The sequence below is a fragment of the Citrobacter sp. RHB25-C09 genome (genome assembly GCF_013836145.1).
GTDB lineage: Bacteria > Pseudomonadota > Gammaproteobacteria > Enterobacterales > Enterobacteriaceae > Citrobacter_A.
Genome location: NZ_CP057483.1, coordinates 1,616,149 through 1,634,278 on the forward strand (window position 1 = coordinate 1,616,149; position 18,130 = coordinate 1,634,278).

An 18,130-nucleotide genomic window follows, 5' to 3' on the forward strand; every position below is an offset into this window, starting at 1 on the left:
TATTTACATCGGTTGTCGGGGGCGCTTCGCTTGCCCGACCTACAGGAAGCACCGCGGTAGGCCGGATAAGGCGTTTACGCCGCATCTGGCAAAACTTAGCGGTGCAATTTTCCGTGATCGCGCAGCCACGCGGCGGTCTGTTCAATCCCTTCGTCCAGCGTCACGATGGGCTTATACCCCAACTCACTTTCGGCGCGCGTAATGTTCAGCGTAAAATCGAAATTCAACTTCGACACGCCATAGTGGGTTAACGCTGGCTCTTTGGCGGACTTATTGCCGAAATGCTCCATGCTGCGGGCGATCATATCCAGCATCGGGTAGGGAACCGAGCGGATCCGGCAGTCAATATCCAGTTCATCAATCAGCTTCTGTACGATGCTGTGCAGGGTCCTTGGCTCGCCGTTAGTAATGTTATACACCCGTCCGGAGGGCAGTTTGTCGCACTGTTCCTGACTCGCCAGCCACATAGCATGGACCGCATTTTCGTAATAGGTCATATCGACCAGGGCGCTGCCGCCGTGCGGCAAGAGCACACTGCCGTACTGGTGCATCATGTGCGCCAGACGGGGAATAAAGACTTTATCGTGGGGGCCAAAGAGACTCTGCGGGCGCAGCACTGTAAACCGCGTCTGCGGATTCGCCTGTGCCAGCAGGCTGATGACCTCTTCGCCCGCGGCCTTACTGCGTGCAAATTCGTTGGCAAAGCGGTGAGGGCGAAAATCTTCGCTGATATCCCGGTGGTGGTGATAATCAAAATAGAGTGATGGCGAGGAGATATGAATAAAGTTGCGTACACCCCAGGCTACGGCCCACTCGCCCAGACGACGGGTCGCGCGGACGTTGGCGAGATCAAAGGCTTCTTGTGTACCCCAGGGAGAGGTAAAGCTTGAGCAATGCCATAGCGTATCAATACCCGCCAGCATGACCTTCGCCTGCGAAGACACCAGTTCGGTCAAATCTGCATGCACAAACTCTGCGCCCATTTTCTCGAGCAGTTTACCCATCGCCGCGTTGCGACCGGTAGCTCTGACGCCAATGCCCTTGTTGCGCAAAAACTCAACCGCGTTGCGCCCTAAGCCGCTGGTTGCGCCGGTAACCAGTACCTTCATATCAATCCACTGTGTTTAAAAACCGTCGTGCGCATTTTTCCGTGAATTACGTTGGTATGCAATGGGAAACATGAAGCAAAAGAACAAGATTTCACGAATTATCTGTGATTTGTTCTGCAAGTCTGGCAATTTCTTTCGCCATTCCCCGGAAAATAAACAGGTGCGCGGGGATCATTAACAGCCAGTAGAACAGCCCAGGCATCCCGTGCGGGTGCCACCAGGCGCGCACGTCAATCTGGCGAAAATCACCTTTATCTTCAAGAGTAAAGCTTAAGCGGCCCAGCCCAGGCGCCTTCATACCAAACAGCAGGGTGAGCTGCTTTTCCGGCTCGGCGATAATTACTTTCCAGCTATCTACCGTATCGCCAGGCTGGAGAAGTTGGCGTTCCGGCCGTCCTTTTGCCAGCCGATGCCCGACCAGGAGATCCATTGCCGCGCGGGTTTTCCACAAAACATTCCCGAAGAAATAGCCCTCTTTGCCGCCGAGACGGTTGACCACCTGCCACAGCGCCTTCAGGCTGGCGGGGGTCTTCACGGTAAAACCGGCCTGTTTAGCGAAAAAACCGTATTCGGGTCGCCAACGGGCAAACGCCTGGGCGTCATAGCCCCAGTCGCTGGAGTTTGCCAGCTTCTCTTCTTCTTTCAGCGTACTGCGAACGGCATCGTCAAAGGCGATAAGCTTTTGCGGAATCAACGCCCGCAGCTTTGCGTCATCGGCCAGTAGATCGTGTCTGAGCCCCTGTATCAACGCTTTGGCGGTGCCAGGCGGCACCGAGGTGATGACATTTAAGAACCACACCGAAATCCAACTGGTGGGGAACGGGACAGGGATCAGCCAGCGATGCTTGCCGCTTACCGTCATAAAATGTTCAAACTGCTCCTGATAACTGAGCACCTGCGGCCCGGCGGCTTCGAGAACCCGGTGATCATCAGAAGGGTGATCGAGCAACTCCACCAGATAGTAGAGCAGGTTTTCCAGGGCGATGGGCGTGGTACGCGAGCGTACCCAGCGCGGTGGCGTCAACACCGGCAGGTTGTAGACCATATCGCGCATTACTTCAAAGGCGGCGGAACCGGCCCCAACAATAATCCCGGCACGCAGTTCTGTGACCGGAACGTCTGCGCCGCGCAGCGTGTCGGCGGTGATCTGCCGCGCCCGCAGGTGGTCGGACTGCTCGTGCTCCGGTGCCTGCAAGGAACTGAGAAAAATAAGCTGACTGACCGGCGTTTCACGCAGCGCATCGCGCACATTGAGTGCCACCTGGCGCTCATGGGCAATGAAGTCGCCGCCTTCACCCATGCTGTGAACCAGATAATAGACGGTATCGACACCCGCAAGCAGCGCGGGGAGGGCATCAGGCCAGTTGAGATCGACCCGATGGCAACTGACGTTAGCCAGCTGCAGTTTCTCCAGTCGTTCAATGCGACGTGCCGCTGCCAGCACCCGATGCCCTTGCTGGCTGAGTGCCTGCACCAGATGCTGACCAATGTAACCACTGGCGCCAAGAACAAGAATACGTTGCGGCACGTTTGTCTCCTTAGCGGGTTAAAAACGCGCGCCAGAGAGCGACAACGTTGGCAAGCTGTTCCCGGGAGACATCAAGATGGGTGACCAGACGGACGATCGGCGAGGCGTTGATCAGCACACCGTTGGCCTTCAGATGTTCGCCTAATGCCGCCGCGTTTTCTTCACCCACGCGCACGAACAGCATATTGGTATCATGGCGCATCACGTCGGCACCAACTTCCCGTAGCTGTTCCGCCATCCAGGCGGCGTTGTCGTGGTCTTCCTGCAAACGCGCAACGTTATTTTTCAGCGCGAACAGACCGGCTGCCGCGAGGATACCTGCCTGACGCATTCCGCCACCGGTCATTTTACGCCAGCGCGTGGCGCGCTTAATGTAATCGGCATTGCCGACCAACAGTGAACCAACGGGCGTGCCTAAGCCTTTGGAGAGACAAATAGTGAAGGAGTCGCAGTATTGGGTAATGTCTTTAAGCTCACAGCCGTAAGCCACAACGGCGTTAAAAATACGCGCGCCGTCAACGTGCAGCGCCAGGTCGCGCTCGCGGGTGAACTCCCACGCCTCTTTCAGATAAGCGCGCGGCAGTACTTTGCCATTATGCGTATTTTCAAGACTGAGAAGCTTCGTGCGGGCGAAATGAATGTCGTCAGGCTTAATTTTTGCCGCGACTATATCCAGCGGCAGCGAGCCGTCGGCGTTGGCGTCAATGGGTTGCGGTTGAATACTGCCAAGTACCGCCGCACCGCCTGCTTCGTACAGATAGTTATGCGCCACCTGGCCGACGATATACTCTTCGCCACGTTCGCAGTGGCTCAGCAGAGCGACAAGGTTGGCCTGGGTGCCAGTGGGTAGAAACAGCGCGGCCTCTTTGCCACTTAATTCTGCGGCATAGCGCTGGAGTTCGTTAACGGTAGGGTCATCACCATAAACGTCGTCCCCGACCAGGGCGGCCATCATCGCTTCCAGCATGGCGCGACTCGGACGGGTGACGGTATCACTTCTTAAATCGATCATGTCATATCCTTTTACGCTTCAACCTTCACGCCGCCCCGACGTTGGCTTCGCCCTCAAACCCCAGTCACAGAATTATCTGTGCTCCTGGGGACTTTCGGACTTGCCGCCTTGATGCGACATGAAGAGTTTTGCGCATGACTTTAAAAGGACATTTTTACCTGAGCCAGTTGGTTTTTGCCAGTTCGATCACTTCATCGCCACGACCGCTGATAATTGCCCGCAGCATATACAGGCTGAACCCTTTGGCCTGCTCGAGTTTGATTTGTGGAGGAATCGCCAGTTCTTCTTTGGCGACAACGACATCGACCAGCACCGGGCCGTCGATGGAAAAGGCACGCTGGAGCGCTTCGTCCACGTCAGACGCTTTCTCAACGCGAATTCCGGTAATTCCGCATGCTTCGGCAATCCGCGCGAAGTTGGTATCGTGCAGTTCGGTACCGTCGGTGAGATAACCTCCGGCCTTCATCTCCATCGCCACAAAGCCCAGCACGCTATTGTTAAAGACCACGATCTTGACGGGCAACTTCATCTGCACCACCGACAGGAAATCGCCCATCAGCATACTGAAACCGCCGTCACCGCACATCGCAATCACCTGACGTTCCGGCGCGGTCGCCTGGGCACCGAGCGCCTGCGGCATAGCGTTGGCCATTGAGCCGTGGTTAAACGAACCCAGCAGGCGGCGCTTGCCGTTCATTTTCAGATAACGTGCCGCCCAGACGGTTGGCGTGCCGACATCGCAGGTAAAGATCGCGTCGTCAGCGGCAAAGTGACTGATTTGCTGCGCCAGATACTGTGGATGAATGGCTTTGTCACTCGGTTTGGCGAGGTCGTCCAGACCTTTACGGGCATCGCGATAATCACTGAGGGCTTTATCGAGGAATTTACGCTCGCTTTTTTCTTCTACCAGCGGTAGCAGGGCTTTGAGGGTGGCTTTGATATCGCCCACCAGCGCCATATCCACCTTACTGTGCGCGCCGATGCTGGCCGGGTTGATATCAATCTGAATGATCTTGGCATCGGACGGATAGAACGGACGGTAAGGAAATTGGGTGCCGAGCAGCACCAGCGTATCGGCGTTCATCATGGTATGGAAACCGGACGAAAAGCCGATCAACCCGGTCATACCGACATCATAAGGGTTGTCGTATTCAACGTGCTCTTTTCCACGCAGGGCGTGAACAATTGGCGCTTTGATTTTGGCGGCAAACTCCACCAGTTCCTTATGCGCGCCCGCGCAACCGCTGCCGCACATCAGGGCGATATTGCTGGAATAGCGCAGCAGTTGAGCCAGTTTGTGTAACTCTTCTTCCGCCGGCGTTACGATCGGTAAAGGGGCATGATACCAGTGGGTGCTGGCGCTTTCCGGTGCGGGCTTCAGCGCCACATCACCCGGTAAAACCACCACGGAAACGCCGCGATTGAGTACCGCCTTACGCATGGCAATCGCCAGTACCTGCGGAATTTGTTCAGGGCTGGAAACCAGCTCGCAATAGTGGCTGCATTCGCGGAATAATTCCTGCGGGTGCGTCTCCTGAAAATAACCGCTGCCGATCTCGCTGGAAGGAATATGTGCGGCAATCGCCAGTACCGGAACGTGGTTGCGGTGACAGTCAAACAGACCGTTAATCAGGTGCAGGTTACCTGGCCCACAGGAGCCTGCGCACACCGCAAGCGCGCCGGTTAACTGCGCCTCTGCGCCCGCCGCGAAGGCGGCAACCTCTTCATGGCGGGTCGGTATCCATTCAATCGTGCCCATGCGATTGAGACTGTCGCTCAGACCGTTCAGCGAATCGCCCGTCACGCCCCAAATCCGTTTCACGCCAGCCTGTTCAAGCGTTTTCGCAATAAAAGCGGCAACCGTTTGTTTCATGGTTCTCCATCTCCTCTCATATGATTCCGTTAACAAGTTTAGATTAAGATGCTGGTTCTGCTCAGATTTTCCCAGTCCTGAAAGGAGTCCTGGCCGCTAGTCCACGTCGCCACTGTCCCACAGTTTTCGCCGCCGTTTCACTGAGCGCTGCGACAACGCCTTTGCCATAGAGGCACCTATTTCAGCGCTAACGACCAGTCCCTGAATAAACGGGCGGTCATGCATTAACCATGGCAGCCCACCAAAGGCGATGCGGTTGCGGGCATTTTCCGGGGCTTGCAGCGTGTAATCCTCGCCGATATCCGGGATCTCATCACCGCAGGCAAGCAATTGTTCGCGTAGCGCGGGAAAAGGGATGTCTTTGCTCTTCATTGCCTTCTGTCCCCGGGCGTCAATAAATACGTCAAACTCGCAGCGCTGGTCGTGGTGATAAATCACCGTCTTTCCCTGTTCAGTCCTACGCTCATAGTCCGCGCCCAGTGGCAGGATCTCAATCAGCCCGGCGTCATGCAGCGCCAGCAGCCGACGGATGGATTCCGAGGGGATTGCCGCATAGTTATCGATGAAGACGCGTGCCAGTCCACGTTTGAACCGCTTTACGTCGTCGTCATCAAGATGAGGCACGATATCCTCGATAACCTCATGCATCCGCAGCAGGGTATAGCGCCATGCCACGGTGTGCTGTTGCTGTTTGTTACGTTCAACTTCCACCAGGTTGCGTTTCGCCCAGTCAAAAGGATCGTGCTTAATTCTGTCGGCGAAATAGACCTCGGGGAAGGTATCGGCCGTCAGCGTATCCAGCCTGATCTGTTGGCTCCACTGCGGCGCCGCGTCCTGCAACTGCTGAACAATAAGCCGAAAGATACGATCCAATAACCCTTTCTGTCCCTGGTGTATGCATTCATTAATCGCCGCTTCCGTCGCGATATTCAGTGGTTCATACGGAAGAGGACAGTAAAAGTCCGCTTCAGGAAGCACACCTGAGCGCGACATCAGGGTTATCTTCAGGCTCTGGCTGTCGGGGTGACGTGTAAACGTCAGGGATTTATCAGTATGGGTAGTAAACGTACCATGTTGGCTGACCACGGCCATCGCCGCATCAATGGCGCTGAGCGAGGTACCGAGAATGCCCACCCGGCAAGCGCTAATCTCCGCGTCCATCAGGCCGGTCCAGGGGCTGGGGAAAAATTTTCGAGTTTGTGTATCGTCTTCGGGCCACAGATGACCGGTGGCAATAATGGCGAAATCTACCTCAACGGGCTGGGTACGGTGGTTAACCCACAGGGATACGCCATCCGGGTTCGCGCGCAGATCGGTGACTTCGCTTGATTCGTTGACCTTAATCACGAAGCCGGACTGCTGCGCCTTGTCGACAAGGGCTAAGAAACGATCTCGATAATAGTCACCGAGGAGCACGCGGGGCAAAAACTGCCGCTCATGCAGCGAGGTACGTTCAACACCAAACCGCGCCAGGTATTCATCGCTTTGGTTTTGTAGCCAGGTCAGATAGGTGATGTAAATCGGCGGGATCTCGATACTGGCAATATTTGCCAGCATGTGGACGCCGTTATTGTCGCTGTTGTAGGGCATACCGACACCCGCTTCTTCAGCTTGCTCATAGAGCTGTATCTCCAGCGGAACACCGCGCTCAACCAGGGCATGCAGGGTGTAAATTCCGGTGGGGCCGACGCCGACAATGGCCACTTTTTTCATGGGGTTCCCTTTTAGAAAGATCGACGTGGTAGTCGGGGTTTTTACGTAATCTGTGCAGATTAAGTGTGGTCGATAATTTCAGGCAGGGTAAAAAAAATGGCCGCCAGGTTTCCCCGGACGGCCATTTTTCCTATGAGACGGATGTATTACGCCAGTACTAAGTCACTCTGCGGATGGCAGGAGCAGGCCAGCACGTAACCGTCAGCGATTTCTGCGTCGGTCAGCGTCATGGTGCTGCTGACCGTGTAGTTACCGTCAACGACTTTGGTTTTGCAGCAGCCACAGACGCCCGCACGGCAGGCGGCGACAATGGGCACCTGGTTGCTTTCCAGCGCCTCCAGCAGCGTCGAACCCACTGGCGCATAAAACTGTTTCACCGGTTGCAGTTTGGTGAACTTCAGGCCGCTGGTTACCGCATCCGCGACCGGGGTGAAGAACTTCTCTTTGAAGAAGCGCGTTACGCCCAGTGCTTTAACGTCCTGTTCTACCTGCTCCATATACGGCGCAGGGCCACAGGTCATCACGGTGCGGGAAGTCAGATCGGGCACCTGCTGCAACAGTTCGCGGGTCAGACGACCGGCAACAAAACCGTCAGTGGCATTATTTTCCGCCACCAGCGTGATCGGATACTGACGCCACTCCTGCGCAAAAATAACGTCCTGGGGAGAGCGCACGTTAAAGATCACCTGAACATCAGCTTGCGGACGGTGCTTCGCCAACCAGCGGCTCATTGACATGATTGGCGTGACGCCACAGCCGGCAGCCAGCAGCAGGAACTTATCATCCGCTTTATCTTCGCAGGTGAAATCGCCCATGGCATCTGACAGCCAGAGGTAGTCGCCGCGCTTCACATCGCGGGTGAGCCACTGCGAGCCAGCACCTTCGTCAATTCGACGAACGGTCAGCGTAATATACTCGCTGACGCCCGGTGTTGACGAAAGGGTATAGGCGCGCAGCGTATCCGCGGAATTACGCACGCTGACCAGCGCATATTGCCCGGCGCGATACGGATAATAGTCGTGGCACAGCAGGGAAATCGTCCACACATCCGGCGTTTCCTGATGGATATGGTGAACCTGCATCCGCCATGGGCACTGATGGGTTGGCATCGTCATGTCTCTACTCCTTACGCACTCAGCAACTGCTTCATATCTTCTTCAACGGTGGTCACAGAACGCAGACCGAATTTTTCGTTGAGCACAGCCAGCAGATCCGGTGTGAGGAAGCCTGGTGCGGTTGGACCGGTCACGATGTTTTGCACGCCCAGAGACAGCAGGGTCAGCAGAATCACAATCGCTTTCTGTTCGAACCACGAGAGTACCAGTGACAGCGGCAGATCGTTCACGCCACAGCCCAGTTTCTCTGCCAGCGTGACTGCCAGAATAATGGCTGAGTAAGCATCGTTACACTGACCGGCATCGACCAGACGCGGCAGACCTTCGATGTCACCAAATTCCAGCTTGTTGAAACGGTATTTACCACAGGCCAGGGTCAGGATCAGACAGTCGTCCGGTACGCTAGTGGCAAAATCGGTAAAGTAGCTGCGCTCACCGCGCGCGCCGTCGCAACCGCCGACCAGGAAGATATGACGCAGTTTCTCACGGCTCACCAGGTCGATCAGGGAATCAGCGGCACCCAGCAGGGTCTGGCGACCAAACCCGACGGTGATCAGATGTGGAATTTCGCTATACGGGAACCCTGCCATCTGTTGCGCCTGGGCAATTACCGGACCGAAATCATCCCCTTCCAGGTGGCTCACACCCGGCCAGCCGACGATGCTGCGGGTCCAGATACGATCGTCGTAGCTGCCGACGGTCGGGTCAATGATGCAGTTGGAGGTCATCACAATTGGGCCAGGGAAGCGGGCAAACTCGACCTGCTGGTTCTGCCAGCCGCTGCCGTAGTTACCGATCAGGTGTTTGAATTTCCGCAGCTCCGGGTAGCCGTGAGCAGGCAGCATTTCACCGTGGGTGTAGACGTTAACGCCGGTCCCTTCGGTTTGCTCCAGCAGGTTATACAGATCTTTCAGGTCATGACCGGAGATCAGGATGCACTTGCCTTCGGTCGCTTTGACGTTGACCTGGGTCGGAGTTGGGTGACCGTATTTAGTGGTTTCACCGGCATCCAGAATGCTCATCACTTTGAAGTTCATCTGGCCGATTTCCATTGCGCACTCCAGCAGAGCGTTCATATCGGAAGGCCAGGTGCCCAGCCACGCCATGATTTTATGATACTGCGCGTAAATGTCGTTATCGTACTGGCCGAGGACGTGCGCGTGCTCCATGTAAGCCGCCGCGCCTTTCAGACCGTACAGACACAGCAGACGCAGGCCGAGAATGTTCTCGCCGATCGCCGCTTTGTCTTTGTTTGGGGTAAATTCGGCCGCCTGGCGTTGCAGGTCGCCCAGATCGTCGCTGACCAGGTGCAACTCGGCCATCGGGTTGTCGCAATGCGCGCTGGGGTCAATGGCCAGACACTGCGCTTTCAGCGCTTCACGCATGGCAATCGCTTCGCGGGCATAGCCGACAATACGCGGGGAGTCGAAGTTAACATTGGTCAGTGTTGAGAAGAATGCACGCGGGGCAAAGTTATCAACGTCATGGTTGATGATGCCATATTCCCGTGCTTTCGCAGCCCAGGCGGACAGGCCTTGCAGAGCTGCGATCAGCAGATCCTGGAGATCGGATGTCTCAGCCGTTTTACCGCACATACCCTGCGCGTAAGAACAGCCGTTTCCTGCAGGAGTACGGATGGTTTGTTCACATTGCACACAAAACATAGTCACACCTTTTTTAAAGTTATATTTAATATACATGTTTAAGGTTATGCTTGTCAGCAAAGGGATAAAAGGTATTTCTGCTACAACTTACATGGAGATTGATTTAGCGCAATTTTGGCGGTAGGGAGCTACCGCCAAAGAGGGAGTTATGCCGAGAAAAGCGCCATTAAAATGGGCACCAGAAGACTGAGAATAAAGCCGTGCACAATCGCCGCCGGAACCATTTCCAGCCCCCCGGAGCGCTGCAATACCGGCAAAGTGAAATCCATCGACGTTGCACCACACAGCCCCAGCGCGGTGGAGCGGCTGCGGCGGACCAGACCTGGAATGAGCATAATGGCGATCAGTTCGCGAGCCAGATCGTTAAAGAAGGCGGCGCTTCCAATTACCGGACCATACGATTCGGTCAGCAGGATCCCGGAAAGGGAGTACCAGCCGAAACCTGAGGCCATCGCCAGTGCCGTTTTGATGGGCAGGTCGAGAATAAAGGCGTTAATGACCCCGCCAACCAGCGAGCTGGCAACGACCATCACTGCAACAATCAATCCCCGGCGGTTCAGCACAATTTGTTTCAGCGTCATGCCGCTATTGCGCAGTTGAATACCCACAAGGAGGAGAAGCAGGATAAGGGTATATTCGCTGGCATCGGTGGCGTGCTGTAAAAATGCAAGACCGCTCAGCCCCAGAAGAAAACCCGCGACGACCACGCCGCATAATTTGAGCGATTCAAGTGCCATGGCGATACGCGAAGGCAGTTTTTCCTGCTGATGGTTGTGTCGCCAGGGTAATGAGCGCTCCAGCCATAATAATGCCGCAATATTACACAATAAAATAATGGTTATGCTGACGGCAGAATAATGAAATATAGCCAGCAAATTGCTCGCCAGATTATCTAAAAAGGCCAGGCTGATACCCATAAAAAAGAGGATCAGATAAACCATCCAGCTTAAGAGCTTATTGATTAATTTTAATGCGGCCGTGTGCCGAAGCGGAATGAGATACCCGATAATCAGCGGGAGCAGAATGATGAGTAGTCCTGAGAACATGAACAGCCGGGTCCTTGTAAGAATCTGTTAAGCGCCAGAGACACTATCCAATAAAGGCTGTCAGGTAAAGGGAAACAGTAGGTCGGGTAAGCGAGGCGCCACCCGACACCAGAGATTAATTAATCACGTTTTTCCAGCAGCGTGCGGTAAATAAGCCCACCCAGGATACCGCCGACAATCGGCATTACCCAGAACAGCCACAGTTGTTCCAGTGCCCAGCCACCCTGGAAGAGGGCAACCGCAGTACTGCGCGCCGGGTTCACAGAGGTATTGGTGACCGGAATACTGATCAGGTGAATCAGGGTTAACGCCAGACCGATAGCAATAGGCGCAAAGCCCGCAGGCGCGTGTTTATCAGTAGCGCCGTGGATCACCAGCAGGAAACCGGCCGTCAGGACAATTTCAATCACGATCGCAGAGAGCATGGAGTAACCGCCCGGAGAGTGCTCGCCGTAGCCGTTAGAGGCAAAGCCGCTTGCTGTTGCATCGAAACCCGCTTTACCGCTGGCGATGAGGTACAGCACCGCAGCGGCAATGATCCCACCAACCACCTGGGCAATAATATAGCCAATCACCTCTTTCGCAGGGAAACGACCGCCGGCCCATAAGCCTAAAGTGACGGCCGGATTAAAATGACCGCCAGAAATATGACCGACGGCAAAGGCCATGGTTAAAACGGTAAGACCGAACGCCAGCGCTACGCCAGCAAAGCCAATACCTAATTCCGGGAACGCTGCGGCCAATACTGCGCTACCGCAGCCACCAAATACCAACCAGAATGTACCAAAACATTCCGCGGCTAATTTTCTAAACATATCCACCTCAATGTAAAACAACCGTGCATAATCACGGTAATTGATAATTATCGTCCTAAGGGGTAACGACAAAATTAAGAGGCCGCTATTTTAAAAGCGGGCGTACCCCATCTCCAGTTAATTAAATCCAGTTCTTTTGATTCAGGGCAATGTGACGGCATTCCTTAATCAGATTCGTCTTATCAGGAGTGTAGCGTAATTCCGTTAGCCGCAGATTTAATAAATTCTGAATTTACCCTTCTTACGTGGCGTAATAATCCTGGTTTTTAACATTCGAAGAAAACAGACAAAAATTGCTCATGTATTCAGCAATCAACGGCTTAACCTCTGGTACATCACGACCCGTCGCCGGTTTTGTCGTTATACTGCGAGGAGCTAAAAGGAAAAGTGCAGATTGTCTGGAGGAAACATGATTCTCGAACGCGTTGAGATTGTCGGGTTTCGCGGTATCAACCGGCTATCGTTGATGCTTGAGCAAAACAACGTGCTGATTGGGGAAAACGCCTGGGGTAAATCCAGTTTACTCGATGCGCTGACGCTGCTGCTGTCACCTGAATCTGAGCTGTATCACTTTGACCGTGATGATTTCTGGTTTCCTCCGGGAGATATCAACGGGCGTGAGCACCATCTGCACATTATTCTGACCTTTCGTGAATCTCAGCCTGGTCGTTATCGGGTGCGACGGTATCGCCCGCTGGAGGCGTGCTGGACTCCCTGTCACGATGGCTATCAGCGCATTTTTTATCGCCTCGAAGGGGAAAGTGCGGAAGATGGGAGTGTGATGACGTTGCGCAGTTTTCTCGACAGCGACGGGCATCCGCTGCCGATTGACGACATTAATGCGCAGGCCCGGCATCTGGTGCGCTTAATGCCCGTGCTGCGCCTGCGCGATGCCCGCTTTATGCGCCGCATCCGTAACGGTACGGTGCCGGAGGTGGATGATGTCGAGATCACCGCCCGACAACTGGACTTTCTCGCCCGCGAATTAACGATGCGTCCGCAAAATCTGACGGACGGGCAGATCCGCCAGGGCCTTTCCGCAATGGTGCAACTGCTTGAACACTATTTTTCAGAGCAGGGCACGCCCCAGACCCGGCATCGTTTAATGCGTCGTCGTTCGAGCAATGAGCAGCGCAGTTGGCGCTACCTCGATATTATCAACCGCATGATCGACAAGCCCGGTGGACGCACTCATCGGATCATACTGTTAGGGCTGTTCTCCACGTTGTTACAGGCGAAAGGCACCATTCATCTGCATAAAGACGCCCGACCACTGCTGCTGGTGGAAGACCCGGAAACCCGTCTGCACCCGATCATGCTGTCGGTGGCGTGGCAGTTGCTGAACTTGTTGCCGCTTCAGCGCATCACCACCACCAATTCAGGCGAACTGCTCTCACTGACTCCTGTCGAACACGTGTGCCGACTGGTGCGCGAGTCTTCCCGCGTTGCGGCCTGGCGCTTAGGGCCTGGCGGAATGAACGCCGAAGAAGGGCGACGCATCGCTTTTCATATCCGCTTTAACCGTGCGTCCTCGCTGTTCGCCCGCTGCTGGCTGCTGGTGGAAGGGGAAACGGAAACCTGGGTTATTAACGAACTGGCGCGTCAGTGTGGGCATCACTTTGACGCCGAGGGGATCAAGGTCATTGAATTCGCGCAGTCCGGATTGAAGCCGCTGGTGAAATTCGCCCGTCGGATGGGGATCGAGTGGCACGTGCTGGTGGACGGTGACGAAGCCGGGAAGAAATACGCTGCAACGGTACGCGGTTTGTTAAACAACGACCGGGAGGAGGAGCGCGAGCATCTGACCGTTCTGCCTGCGCTGGATATGGAGCACTTTATGTATCGGCAAGGGTTTGCTGATGTTTTTCATCGGGTCGCGCAGCTCCCGGAAAATGTGCCGATGAATATGCGCAAAATCATCTCCAAAGCGATTCATCGCTCATCCAAACCCGACTTAGCCATTGAAGTGGCAATGGAAGCCGGACGGCGTGGCGTTGATGCTGTCCCTGTACTCCTGAAAAAAATGTTCTCCAGGGTCTTGTGGCTGGCACGCGGCAGAGCGGATTAACCACCGCAACCTTTCATCAACGGACTGAATGTTTATGGCTCCGGTGGCGCTTAAGCACTGTCTTTTTGGCGTAGGGTTTGTTTAGATACGGTAAAAATTCAATTAAGAAAATGACCATCAGGAACGTTATGGGTATCAAGGACAAAAAAATAAAAAAGCGCTACCTGCTGCTTATCGTCATTCTCATCCTGGGGGCGGTCGCGCTCTGGCGCACGTTGAATGCGCCACTGCCGAATTATCAGACACTGATTGTGCGTCCAGGCGATCTCCAGCAAAGCGTCCTGGCCACCGGGAAGCTCGATGCGTTACGCAAAGTTGACGTCGGGGCGCAGGTGAGCGGCCAGCTCAAAACGCTGTCGGTGGCCATTGGCGATAAAGTGAAGAAAGACCAACTGCTGGGCGTTATCGACCCCGAGCAGGCGCAAAACCAGATTAAAGAGGTCGAAGCGACGCTAATGGAGCTGCGTGCGCAGCGTCAGCAGGCTGAAGCCGAATGGAAACTGGCGCGTGTGACGCTGTCACGCCAGCAGCAACTGGCAAAAACCCAGGCCGTTTCACAGCAGGATCTCGACACCGCCGCGACAGAACTGGCGGTGAAGAAGGCGCAAATTGGTACTATTGATGCGCAAATCAAACGCAATCAGGCCTCGCTGGATACCGCGAAAACCAACCTCGACTATACGCGCATCGTCGCGCCCATGGCCGGTGAAGTGACGCAAATTACCACTCTGCAAGGGCAGACGGTAATTGCGGCGCAGCAGGCGCCTAATATTCTGACTCTGGCAGACATGAGCACGATGCTGGTGAAAGCACAGGTGTCTGAGGCGGACGTCATCCATCTTCAACCGGGGCAAAAGGCCTGGTTTACCGTACTGGGCGATCCTCAGACCCGTTATGAAGGGGTCCTGAAAGATGTTCTGCCGACGCCGGAAAAGGTCAATGACGCCATTTTCTATTACGCCCGTTTTGAAGTGCCCAACCCGAAAGGGATTTTGCGCCTCGACATGACCGCGCAGGTGCATATTCAATTGACGGACGTCAAAAACGTATTGACGATCCCGCTCTCCGCGCTGGGCGAACCGGTGGGAGATAACCGCTACAAAGTCACGCTACTGCGTAATGGCGAAACCCGCGAGCGTGAGGTTTCCATTGGCGCGCGAAATGATACGGATGTCGAAATTGTCAAAGGTCTGGAAGCGGGCGACGAAGTGGTGATCGGCGAGGCTAAACCCGGAGCTGCACAATGACGGCATTGCTTGAGTTGAGCAATATTCGCCGCAGTTATCCGTCCGGAGAAGAACAGGTGGAGGTGCTGAAAGGCATCACCCTGCAAATTCATGCCGGGGAGATGGTGGCGATCGTTGGCGCATCCGGCTCCGGTAAATCCACGCTGATGAACATCCTGGGCTGTCTCGATAAGCCGACCAGCGGAACCTATCGGGTGGCAGGGCGCGATGTCTCGACATTAGACCGCGACGCCCTGGCGCAACTGCGGCGCGAGCATTTCGGTTTTATTTTCCAGCGTTACCATCTGCTTTCGCATCTGACTGCGGCGCAAAACGTTGAAGTACCCGCTGTTTACGCCGGTACCGAACGTAAACAGCGTCTGGCGCGTGCACAGGAATTACTCCAGCGGTTGGGGCTTGGTGATCGCGTAGATTATCAACCTTCTCAGCTTTCTGGCGGTCAGCAGCAGCGCGTCAGTATCGCTCGTGCGTTGATGAACGGTGGGCAGGTGATCCTCGCAGACGAGCCTACCGGGGCGCTGGACAGCCGTTCCGGTGAAGAGGTGATGGCGATACTGCACCAGCTGCGCGATCGCGGGCATACGGTAATCATCGTGACCCATGATCCGCAGGTTGCAGCCCAGGCGGAGCGGGTGATTGAGCTGCATGACGGCGAAATTGTGCGTAACCCACCACCGCATACCGCCGTGAATGGGCAGGGCATTCAGGAACCCACCGTGAAGACGGCGTCCGGCTGGAGTCAGTTTGCCAGCGGTTTTCGTGAAGCGCTGACTATGGCGTGGCTGGCGATGGCGGCGAACAAAATGCGCACATTGTTGACGATGCTGGGGATTATTATCGGCATTGCGTCGGTGGTATCGATTGTGGTGGTGGGCGACGCCGCGAAGCAACTGGTACTGGCCGACATTCGCGCCATCGGGACTAACACCATAGATGTCTATCCAGGCAAAGATTTTGGCGACGATGATCCGCAGTATCAGCAGGCGCTGAAATATGACGATCTGTCGGCGATTCAGAAACAGCCCTGGGTCAGCTCCGCCACACCGGCTGTCTCGCAGAATCTGCGGGTGCGCTACGGCAATACCGATGTGGCGGCCAGCGCAAATGGCGTCAGCGGTGATTACTTCAATGTCTACGGCATGACCTTCAGCGAAGGGAATACGTTTAATCGCGAGCAACTGAACGGGCGCGCGCAGGTTGTGGTGCTTGACAGCAACACCCGCCGCCAGCTTTTCCCACACAAGGCCAACGTGGTGGGGGAAGTCATCCTCGTGGGAAACATGCCAGCAACCGTCATTGGCGTGGCTCAGGAGAAGCAGTCAATGTTCGGCAGCAGCAAGATCCTGCGCGTCTGGTTGCCGTACAGCACGATGTCCGGGCGCATCATGGGGCAGTCGTGGCTGAACTCCATTACCGTAAGGGTGAAAGAGGGGTTTGAAAGCGCACAGGCTGAGCAACAACTGACTCGCCTGCTGACGTTACGTCATGGCAAAAAGGATTTCTTCACCTGGAACATGGACGGCGTCTTGAAAACGGCGGAAAAGACCACACGTACTCTTCAACTGTTCCTGACACTGGTGGCGGTTATATCGCTGGTCGTGGGGGGAATTGGCGTGATGAATATTATGCTGGTTTCGGTGACCGAGCGCACGCGTGAAATAGGTATTCGCATGGCGGTCGGTGCGCGCGCCAGCGACGTGTTACAGCAGTTTTTGATTGAAGCGGTGCTGGTTTGTCTGGTGGGGGGGGCATTGGGGATCGGTCTGTCAATGCTGATTGCCTTTACCCTGCAACTGTTCCTGCCGGGCTGGGAGATCGGTTTCTCGCCAATCGCGCTGCTGACGGCATTTCTCTGTTCGACCGCGACCGGGATCCTGTTCGGCTGGCTGCCGGCGCGTAATGCGGCGCGACTGGATCCTGTAGATGCACTCGCGCGGGAGTAAAAGGTGCTGCAGGCCGGAGCAGGCGAAGCTACTATGTGGCGACCGCTGACGAAGAAATAAAAATGCCAGCCGATCGGGCTGGCATTTTGCCTGCGGGATGTACACAATAAAACAGAGAGCTAAGCAACGGCCTCTGCTTCAATGGGTACGATGACACTGGCGTGATTTCCTTTCGGCCCCTGGTGAACGTCAAACTGAACCGATTGTCCGGCTTTTAATGTTCTGTAACCATCCATCTGAATGGTGGAATAATGAGCGAAAATATCTTCGCCGCCGCCTTCAGGGCAGATGAACCCAAACCCTTTGGCATTGTTGAACCACTTAACAGTACCCGTTTCCATGCTTCGACATCCTTCGTAAATCTTATCTAAGTAAGATGGAATGAACCGGTGGTGGAGTGGGTGTTGTTCAAAACCTCGCCAACTCCAAATTTACAATTTAGAGAAATCAGGCGGGGCGTCAAGCATCTGACGGGGTAAGGTGGGTAAAAATGAATCAAAATTTTGAAGCAGTTAACGCTATTGGCGGGAATGTGACAGATGTCGCGGATGCCAATGATAGATGATAGTTATCTGACAATTGAGGTAGATTGACTGTGCCAACCTTGCTTGTCAGCGGCAGTGAGTTCTGCCGATAACCGTGACTGAAGATGATGACAGACAATGGGTAAGACGAACGACTGGCTAGATTTCGACCAACTGGCGGCAGATAAAGTGCGCGACGCGCTAAAACCGCCATCTATGTATAAAGTGATATTAGTCAATGATGATTACACTCCGATGGAGTTTGTTATTGACGTGTTACAAAAATTCTTTTCTTATGATGTAGAACGTGCAACACAACTGATGCTTGCGGTTCACTATCACGGTAAGGCCATTTGTGGTGTTTTTACTGCAGAGGTTGCCGAAACCAAGGTCGCGATGGTGAACAGTTATGCGAGGGAGAATGAGCATCCGTTGTTGTGTACGTTAGAAAAAGCCTGAAAGCAGGCATAAAA

At 54.8% G+C, this 18,130-nt stretch carries 15 protein-coding genes; 5 read left to right on the plus strand and 10 right to left on the minus strand.

The annotated features are described in order from the left end of the window. Window positions 1–95 precede the first annotated feature (95 nt). From HVY19_RS07530 to aqpZ, 9 genes are all read right to left on the minus strand, one after another. On the minus strand, window positions 96–1,109 hold the full coding sequence (locus HVY19_RS07530; RefSeq protein WP_181683713.1) for an NAD(P)-dependent oxidoreductase: 1,014 nt from the start codon (window positions 1,107–1,109) through the stop codon (window positions 96–98). Window positions 1,110–1,200: 91 nt separating this feature from the next. Further along, window positions 1,201–2,637, minus strand: coding sequence for an SDR family oxidoreductase (locus tag HVY19_RS07535; RefSeq protein ID WP_181683714.1), 1,437 nt, complete (start codon window positions 2,635–2,637; stop codon window positions 1,201–1,203). 10 nt (window positions 2,638–2,647) lie between these two features. Continuing rightward, window positions 2,648–3,649, minus strand: a complete 1,002-nt coding sequence (ltaE, locus tag HVY19_RS07540) for a low-specificity L-threonine aldolase (protein ID WP_181683715.1) — start codon at window positions 3,647–3,649, stop codon at window positions 2,648–2,650. Window positions 3,650–3,803: 154 nt separating this feature from the next. Further along, window positions 3,804–5,522, minus strand: coding sequence for a ubiquinone-dependent pyruvate dehydrogenase (poxB, locus tag HVY19_RS07545; RefSeq protein WP_181683716.1), 1,719 nt, complete (start codon window positions 5,520–5,522; stop codon window positions 3,804–3,806). Window positions 5,523–5,618: 96 nt separating this feature from the next. Next, the gene (locus HVY19_RS07550) at window positions 5,619–7,235 is read right to left on the minus strand and encodes an FAD-NAD(P)-binding protein (RefSeq protein ID WP_181683717.1); all 1,617 of its coding nucleotides are present in this window, start codon (window positions 7,233–7,235) and stop codon (window positions 5,619–5,621) included. A 146-nt stretch (window positions 7,236–7,381) separates the two neighbouring features. Further along, a complete protein-coding gene (hcr, locus tag HVY19_RS07555; RefSeq protein WP_181683718.1) occupies window positions 7,382–8,350 on the minus strand; it encodes an NADH oxidoreductase in 969 nt (322 codons plus the stop codon). A gap of 11 nt (window positions 8,351–8,361) precedes the next feature. Beyond that, a complete protein-coding gene (gene hcp, locus HVY19_RS07560) occupies window positions 8,362–10,014 on the minus strand; it encodes a hydroxylamine reductase (protein WP_181683719.1) in 1,653 nt (550 codons plus the stop codon). Window positions 10,015–10,160: 146 nt separating this feature from the next. Further along, window positions 10,161–11,060 (minus strand): lysine exporter LysO family protein, encoded by a 900-nt coding sequence (locus tag HVY19_RS07565; protein ID WP_181683720.1) that lies wholly within the window; start codon window positions 11,058–11,060, stop codon window positions 10,161–10,163. Between the two features lie 119 nt (window positions 11,061–11,179). Continuing rightward, a complete protein-coding gene (gene aqpZ / locus HVY19_RS07570; protein WP_181683721.1) occupies window positions 11,180–11,875 on the minus strand; it encodes an aquaporin Z in 696 nt (231 codons plus the stop codon). Between the two features lie 409 nt (window positions 11,876–12,284). Here aqpZ and HVY19_RS07575 point away from each other — a divergent pair, with 409 nt between their 5' ends. The 3 genes from HVY19_RS07575 to macB all read left to right on the plus strand — a co-directional run bounded on the left by HVY19_RS07575 (window position 12,285) and on the right by macB (window position 17,133). Then, window positions 12,285–13,943, plus strand: a complete 1,659-nt coding sequence (locus HVY19_RS07575; protein ID WP_181683722.1) for an ATP-dependent endonuclease — start codon at window positions 12,285–12,287, stop codon at window positions 13,941–13,943. Window positions 13,944–14,071: 128 nt separating this feature from the next. Next, window positions 14,072–15,190 carry a macrolide transporter subunit MacA gene (macA, locus tag HVY19_RS07580; protein WP_181683723.1) on the plus strand — a complete coding sequence of 373 codons (1,119 nt, stop codon included), beginning with the start codon at window positions 14,072–14,074 and terminating at the stop codon, window positions 15,188–15,190. After that, a complete protein-coding gene (gene macB / locus HVY19_RS07585; protein WP_181683724.1) occupies window positions 15,187–17,133 on the plus strand; it encodes a macrolide ABC transporter ATP-binding protein/permease MacB in 1,947 nt (648 codons plus the stop codon). Before macA ends, macB begins: the two co-directional genes overlap by 4 nt. A 119-nt stretch (window positions 17,134–17,252) precedes the next feature. Here the strand turns inward: macB and cspD are convergent, their stop codons facing one another. Then, a complete protein-coding gene (gene cspD / locus HVY19_RS07590) occupies window positions 17,253–17,474 on the minus strand; it encodes a cold shock-like protein CspD (RefSeq protein WP_042284847.1) in 222 nt (73 codons plus the stop codon). Window positions 17,475–17,623: 149 nt separating this feature from the next. Here cspD and HVY19_RS20680 point away from each other — a divergent pair, with 149 nt between their 5' ends. Next, a complete protein-coding gene (locus HVY19_RS20680) occupies window positions 17,624–17,698 on the plus strand; it encodes a hypothetical protein (RefSeq protein ID WP_220132942.1) in 75 nt (24 codons plus the stop codon). Window positions 17,699–17,795: 97 nt separating this feature from the next. After that, window positions 17,796–18,116, plus strand: a complete 321-nt coding sequence (clpS, locus tag HVY19_RS07595; protein ID WP_181683725.1) for an ATP-dependent Clp protease adapter ClpS — start codon at window positions 17,796–17,798, stop codon at window positions 18,114–18,116. The last annotated feature ends 14 nt before the right edge of the window (window positions 18,117–18,130 follow it).

Coding starts and splice junctions, on each gene's coding strand:
- HVY19_RS07530 (WP_181683713.1), bottom strand. CDS start 1,109: ATGAAGGTACTGGTTACCGGCGCAACCAGCGGCTTAGGGCGCAACGCG.
- ltaE (WP_181683715.1), bottom strand. CDS start 3,649: ATGATCGATTTAAGAAGTGATACCGTCACCCGTCCGAGTCGCGCCATG.
- cspD (WP_042284847.1), bottom strand. CDS start 17,474: ATGGAAACGGGTACTGTTAAGTGGTTCAACAATGCCAAAGGGTTTGGG.
- hcp (WP_181683719.1), bottom strand. CDS start 10,014: ATGTTTTGTGTGCAATGTGAACAAACCATCCGTACTCCTGCAGGAAAC.
- macA (WP_181683723.1), top strand. CDS start 14,072: ATGGGTATCAAGGACAAAAAAATAAAAAAGCGCTACCTGCTGCTTATC.
- hcr (WP_181683718.1), bottom strand. CDS start 8,350: ATGACGATGCCAACCCATCAGTGCCCATGGCGGATGCAGGTTCACCAT.
- HVY19_RS07565 (WP_181683720.1), bottom strand. CDS start 11,060: ATGTTCTCAGGACTACTCATCATTCTGCTCCCGCTGATTATCGGGTAT.
- HVY19_RS07550 (WP_181683717.1), bottom strand. CDS start 7,235: ATGAAAAAAGTGGCCATTGTCGGCGTCGGCCCCACCGGAATTTACACC.
- clpS (WP_181683725.1), top strand. CDS start 17,796: ATGGGTAAGACGAACGACTGGCTAGATTTCGACCAACTGGCGGCAGAT.
- HVY19_RS07575 (WP_181683722.1), top strand. CDS start 12,285: ATGATTCTCGAACGCGTTGAGATTGTCGGGTTTCGCGGTATCAACCGG.
- poxB (WP_181683716.1), bottom strand. CDS start 5,522: ATGAAACAAACGGTTGCCGCTTTTATTGCGAAAACGCTTGAACAGGCT.
- macB (WP_181683724.1), top strand. CDS start 15,187: ATGACGGCATTGCTTGAGTTGAGCAATATTCGCCGCAGTTATCCGTCC.
- aqpZ (WP_181683721.1), bottom strand. CDS start 11,875: ATGTTTAGAAAATTAGCCGCGGAATGTTTTGGTACATTCTGGTTGGTA.